The organism is Haladaptatus sp. (assembly GCF_049589095.1).
Taxonomy (GTDB): domain Archaea; phylum Halobacteriota; class Halobacteria; order Halobacteriales; family Haladaptataceae; genus Haladaptatus.
In genome coordinates this window covers 1-5,161 of record NZ_JBAWAC010000485.1, presented here as the reverse complement: position 1 = coordinate 5,161, position 5,161 = coordinate 1, and the positions used below count along the sequence as shown (strand labels likewise).

The window sequence follows — 5,161 nt, the reverse complement described above, 5'->3', positions numbered from 1 at the left end:
CTACTACGTCAGACATCCATCAGAATTAGTATACTTGGATGCTATATCTCTCGAAAGTCGGGTGCTGAGACGACTATCATACATTCCACTTTATCGATTGTTCTACCACCTCCCGGAACCAAACACTATCTGATAGGTCCACCAGACAATAATTATCGAGCGACCGAAGGGAGCGGTAGGCCGGGGGTGCAACCGCCGGATCAGCAACCGACACGAGGAGCAAGAATCAGCAGACGACACAAACCACAGGTGGCTGCCGGTGACACAACCGCCAGTCGCCAGCACGCTCACCGGAAAATCGAAGATTTTCCGGGCCGAGGAATCCTCGAAGGCGCGTCGGAGACGCGCCTGAGGGGGTGACGTCGGCTTTTGGTCCAGATTTTGCCAGCGGAAAGTCGCGGCCCCGCCGCGACTTTCCGCGCAGCAAAAGGTAGGTTCGAAAAGCATAATCCGCGCCCTCGCAAACCCCACGGTATGGCCGACGATAACGAAGACGAGGGACCTGCCGTCGAACTCGGCGACGGTGAACCCGTCGATGGCGCACCTATCGCGCGAATCTCTTCGCGGCTGTTCTGGCCCATTCAGAAGAGCGAAATCGCGCGCCGGGAAGGAAGCGAGACGATTCGAACGCCGGACGGACCACAGCAACTCGACGCCGTTCTGGAGGAGGTCGAGATGACGTACTTCCAGACCGAGCAGGCGTTCACGGGCGCGATTCGCGACGTCATCGGCACGGGTCCGGTCCCGACCGCCGACGATTCGTGAACTTCTCCCGAAACGTCGAGGACGGGTCGTTCGGCCTCTCGTGGGTACAGTTGACGTTCCTCGTCGGCGGGATCATCACGGTTTCATGGTCGTACCTGCCGAGCACGGGAGGCAGCCTGAACCTACGCGTCATCCGCGACACGACGCTGTACATCCTGATTCCCGGCGTACTGGCGATAACGCACGGTCGTCACCTCGGCTATCGGGTGGATCGAAAGGCGGTACGCAACACGTTGATTCTCGCGGCGTTCGTGATTCCGATTTACGTCGTCGGGTCGTCGCTGCCGACCATTCGGACGTACTATCCGATGTGGGAGACGAGCGCGGCGCTCGGGAACTTCCTCCCGCACTCGGTAAAGCAGTTCATCGTCGTGCTCGCGGCCGAGACCTACTACCGCGGGTTTCTCTGCGTCGGTCTGCGAAAGATCGGATACAAGAGCGCCTTCGTGAGTCCGGTGATCTATGCGTTTCATCACCTCGGAAAACCACCCATCGAAGTCGTACTGTCGGCACCGACGGACGTGCTGTTCGGCGTGGTGGATTTCAACTGCGATTCGTTGCTTCCGTCCGTCGTGGCCCACGGCGTCGGACTGATGCTTCTTGACTGGTTGGTGCTTCACAAGCCGCTCATTCCGCCCGAGACGGTCGTCCACTGGCTCTCGTGGATTCCGGTGCACATGTGATGGTGGTCGATTTCCCGCAGTTCGTCGCTTTCCTCGTTCGGAACGTTCAACCGCCCCGCGGCGGAACCCCCACGTAATGTTCGGGATGGTCGAGCGCGTGGAGGACGAGGTGTCCCCGATGGCGGCCCTCGCGGTCGCCATCGTCGCGGTCAGCACGAGCGCCATCCTCATCGAACTCAGTCACGCGCCGAGCATCATCAAGGCGTTTTATCGGTCGCTGTTCACGACGCTCCTCCTCGCGCCGCTCGCGGTCACGCGGTATCGGGACGACCTGCGAACCTTCTCGGGGCGGGATCTGTTCATCGCCGTCGTCACAGGGTGTGCCCTCGCCGCACACTTCATCGCGTGGTTCGCGAGTCTGGACTGGACGACCGTCGCGGCGTCCGTGACGCTGGTCCAATCCCAACCCCTGTTCGTCATGGTCGGTGCGTGGGCGCTGCTCGATGAACGCGTCACCCGACGGACGATGATCGGAATTTTCGTCGCACTGCTCGGGATGGTGGCGATGTCGCTGAGCGGCCTGCTCTCGAACGCCGTCGTCGCCGGGGCGCGGCCGCTGTACGGAAACGGACTCGCGATCGTCGGGGCGATAGCGGCGGCGGGATACGTCCTCGCCGGGCGGTCGCTCCGCCAGCGCGTGTCGCTGATTCCGTACGTGACGGTCGTGTACAGCGTGACCACCGTCGTCCTGTTCGGTGCCGCACTGACCAGCGACGCGACGGTCGCCCTTACGGCCTACCGACCGACGGAGTGGTTCCTCTTTCTCGGGATGGCCGTCGGGCCGGGAATCTTCGGCCACACGATAATCAACTGGGCGCTGAAGTACGTCGAATCGAGCGTCGTGAGCGTCACGCTCCTCGGCGAACCCGTGGGGAGCACGATCCTCGCGTTACTCGTCCTCGGGCAGACGCCAGGGCTTGCAACCATCATCGGCGGAACCGTCGTGCTCGCCGGGATCTACGTCGCTTCGACCGGGGGAAAAAGCGCGGCGTCCCAGTAGTCAGTAATCAGTACTCGGTAGTCGGTACTCAGTACTCCGGTCGTTCCTCGTACTCGATCGGGTCGCGCACGCCGACGTTCTGGAACGCCTGCAAGCGAAGCGCACACGAGTCACAGGTTCCGCAGGCCGGTTCCTCCGCGCGGTAGCAACTCCACGTCAGTTCGTACGGAACGTCGAGTTCGACGCCGCGCTCCGCGATGTCCGTTTTGCGGAACTCGACGAACGGCGCGACGAGTTCGATGTTCGTCTCGTCCTTCGTGCCGGTGTCCACCACGGCCTGGAACGCCTCGAAGAATTGTGGGCGGCAGTCGGGATACCCCGAAAAGTCCTCGCTGTGTGCGCCGATAAAGACGGCATCGCAGTCGTTCGCTTCCGCGCAGGAGACCGCCATCGAGAGCAGGTTCGCGTTCCGGAACGGGACGTAGGTGTCCGGCACCTCGTCGCTCTCCAAGTCGGCGTCCTCGACGTCCATCTCGTCGTCGGTCAGGCTCGATCCACCGATCGTGGCGAGGTGGCTCGTCTCGACGTGCAGAAATCCGGCGTCGAGTTCCTCGGCCTGTCGCTTCGCGCAGTCGAACTCCTTCGTCTCGGTTCGTTGGCCGTACGACGTGTGCAGGAAGTACGGTTCGTACCCGCGTTCGCGTGCTTCGTAGGCCACGGTTGCGCTGTCCATCCCGCCGGAGGCGAGGATGACGGCGCGTTTTTCGGTCTGTTCGTCCGTCGCAGTCGAGTCGTCCGATGAATCGTTCGATGTCATGAATATCGTCTATCGCATTTCGTCTTTCGCGTTCAGGTTCCGGGGGCGTCGTTCCACAGGTCCACGTGCAGGCGCGGCGTATATCGGTAGCCGTACTCCATCGCCAGTTCGGCGACCCGCTCGCGGTTCTCGTCCAGTCCGTCGCGGGTCGCTCCCTCGGGCATCAGGAGAACGTCCGTGTCGGATAGCGGTTCGTCGGCGGCATCACGAACGGCCGAAACCAGTTCCTCTATCTCTTCGAGGTCGGCGTCGTCGGTGACGACGAACTTCAATTGGGTTTCGTACGCATCCACGAGTCCCGCGAGCGTCCCGACATCGATCCGTCGCTCCTCGTGTCGTTCCGCCCACTCGCCGTCGCCCTTCGGGTCGTTCTCTGGCGTCGGGGTCGAGGAGGCCAGTTTCGGGCTGACGCTCGCCAGATCGATCGGTGCATCGGGGAGGAACGTCCCGTTCGTCTCGACAGTCGTGTGATAGCCCAGTTCGGAAAGCCGGTCGAGCAGGGTGACGGACTCCCCGTGAACCAGCGGTTCGCCGCCCGTGAGGACGACATGGTTCGCGTCGTAGGACTCGACCTCCGCGACGATGTCGTCCAGCGTCATTCGGGCGTGTGTCGGTTCCCACGAGGTGTGATACGAATCGCAGAACCAGCACCGAAGGTTACAGCCGCTCGTCCGGACGAAGACGCTCGGAACGCCCGCGAGTTTGCCCTCGCCCTGCAACGAGTAGAACAACTCGTTGATGGGAAGCGACGGCTCGTCCGAGCCCGCTTCCTCATCGCGTTCGGTCTCTTCCGAGCCGGTCGCATTCACGGGCATGGTCAGACCGGTCCACCACAGAGTTCGGACGTCTCGTTCACCTGTACCCCGACTTCGGAGACGTTGTCGGGAAGTTCCTCCATGAACCGACGTTCCAGTTCGAGGCTCATCACCTCGGCCGTCGGCGGGTCCTCGAAGAGGACGACGGCCGCCCCGTCGCCGCTTTCCTCGAACGCCTCCACCAGCGGGTCGCCGTTCTCCAGCAGGAACATGTGATCCCATTCCGAGATTATCGACGTGATATCTCCCTTGTCCACGACCCACCCTTCCTCGGTGAGTTCGCCGACCACAGTCACCTCGATTTCGTAGTTGTGGCCGTGCGGTCGGCTACATTTCCCGTCGTGATGCAGCAATCGATGCCCGGCGCTGATGCGAATCGGACGGTCCCGTCCGATATGCAGCGTTCGTTCCGGGGATGATTCGAGTAGCGATCCAGTCATATTCGAAGATTATCGAGAGAATACTTAAACGCCACTACTCCGAGCTGTGGTACAAATTGGGAACGTTCGATTACCTACTGCTGAACGATACCAGTGAGGGAGAGGAGTCACCTGTTATTCATCGTAACCGTAATATCTATATTAAATATCTTCATCCTCCTCAACATGAAAAGCCCTCTCGAAACGTTGCAGAACTTCGGCGAATTGAAAGACCACGAGAAAGTTCGATTCCTCATCAGGGGGAGCGGGGTGATGATCGTTCTCCTCGGCATCCTGCTGTTCTTCACGCTCGACGGAATGTTCGTCCCGGCGATTTTCATCGTCGTCGGTCTCCTCGACATCACCGTCATCTCGACGTTCATCGCGAACCAGCAGAAGAAATCGAACGAGAGCGTCTGAGACGAGATATCTCTACACCAGTTGTTGACCACAGTATACACTTTGATCAAATTGTATTTTTCTGAGGAGGTGGGATTATAGCACAGTAGAGATGTACGTGTAATGCATGGGAAGTACCACAGAGTGGACTAACCCACTCAGTATCCTGGGTTTTGCTACGATCACAATTGCAATCATTGCATTCATACTTGCGTTTCAACATCCCTTTGTCTCTATCAAGCAGGTCAAGCGGGTGGATCCTGTGCCCCAAATATCAACTATTGGGGACCGGGCTTACTAGCGTTGATTGCAGGGGCTACTCT

The 5,161-nt window shown here is 60.2% G+C and carries 7 protein-coding genes; 4 read left to right on the top strand and 3 right to left on the bottom strand.

All coding sequences use genetic code 11. From position 1 onward, the window contains the following. Nucleotides 1-474 precede the first annotated feature (474 nt). From WBV42_RS15015 to WBV42_RS15005, 3 genes are all read left to right on the top strand, one after another. Nucleotides 475-765 (top strand): DUF5789 family protein, encoded by a 291-nt coding sequence (locus tag WBV42_RS15015; RefSeq protein WP_423986748.1) that lies wholly within the window; start codon nt 475-477, stop codon nt 763-765. Next, nucleotides 762-1,448, top strand: coding sequence for a type II CAAX prenyl endopeptidase Rce1 family protein (locus tag WBV42_RS15010; RefSeq protein WP_423986747.1), 687 nt, complete (start codon nt 762-764; stop codon nt 1,446-1,448). The genes WBV42_RS15015 and WBV42_RS15010 overlap by 4 nt, the downstream gene beginning before the upstream one ends. Before the next feature lie 76 nt (nt 1,449-1,524). After that, nucleotides 1,525-2,448 (top strand): DMT family transporter, encoded by a 924-nt coding sequence (locus tag WBV42_RS15005; protein ID WP_423986746.1) that lies wholly within the window; start codon nt 1,525-1,527, stop codon nt 2,446-2,448. Between the two features lie 28 nt (nt 2,449-2,476). Here the strand turns inward: WBV42_RS15005 and queC are convergent, their stop codons facing one another. Genes queC through WBV42_RS14990 form a run of 3 tightly spaced genes read right to left on the bottom strand, consistent with a single transcriptional unit; the run spans nt 2,477 to nt 4,460 of the window. After that, nucleotides 2,477-3,205 carry a 7-cyano-7-deazaguanine synthase QueC gene (queC, locus tag WBV42_RS15000; protein ID WP_423986745.1) on the bottom strand — a complete coding sequence of 243 codons (729 nt, stop codon included), beginning with the start codon at nt 3,203-3,205 and terminating at the stop codon, nt 2,477-2,479. 32 nt (nt 3,206-3,237) lie between these two features. Continuing rightward, the gene (locus WBV42_RS14995) at nt 3,238-4,020 is read right to left on the bottom strand and encodes a 7-carboxy-7-deazaguanine synthase QueE (protein ID WP_423986744.1); all 783 of its coding nucleotides are present in this window, start codon (nt 4,018-4,020) and stop codon (nt 3,238-3,240) included. Between the two features lie 2 nt (nt 4,021-4,022). Further along, nucleotides 4,023-4,460 carry a 6-pyruvoyl trahydropterin synthase family protein gene (locus tag WBV42_RS14990; RefSeq protein WP_423986743.1) on the bottom strand — a complete coding sequence of 146 codons (438 nt, stop codon included), beginning with the start codon at nt 4,458-4,460 and terminating at the stop codon, nt 4,023-4,025. 165 nt (nt 4,461-4,625) lie between these two features. Between WBV42_RS14990 and WBV42_RS14985 the strand changes: the two genes are divergently transcribed. Beyond that, entirely contained in the window at nt 4,626-4,859 is a 234-nt protein-coding gene (locus WBV42_RS14985; RefSeq protein ID WP_423986742.1) for a hypothetical protein, read from the top strand. The last annotated feature ends 302 nt before the right edge of the window (nt 4,860-5,161 follow it).

Coding starts and splice junctions, on each gene's coding strand:
- WBV42_RS14985 (WP_423986742.1), top strand. CDS start 4,626: ATGAAAAGCCCTCTCGAAACGTTGCAGAACTTCGGCGAATTGAAAGAC.
- queC (WP_423986745.1), bottom strand. CDS start 3,205: ATGACATCGAACGATTCATCGGACGACTCGACTGCGACGGACGAACAG.
- WBV42_RS14995 (WP_423986744.1), bottom strand. CDS start 4,020: ATGCCCGTGAATGCGACCGGCTCGGAAGAGACCGAACGCGATGAGGAA.
- WBV42_RS14990 (WP_423986743.1), bottom strand. CDS start 4,460: ATGACTGGATCGCTACTCGAATCATCCCCGGAACGAACGCTGCATATC.
- WBV42_RS15005 (WP_423986746.1), top strand. CDS start 1,525: ATGTTCGGGATGGTCGAGCGCGTGGAGGACGAGGTGTCCCCGATGGCG.
- WBV42_RS15015 (WP_423986748.1), top strand. CDS start 475: ATGGCCGACGATAACGAAGACGAGGGACCTGCCGTCGAACTCGGCGAC.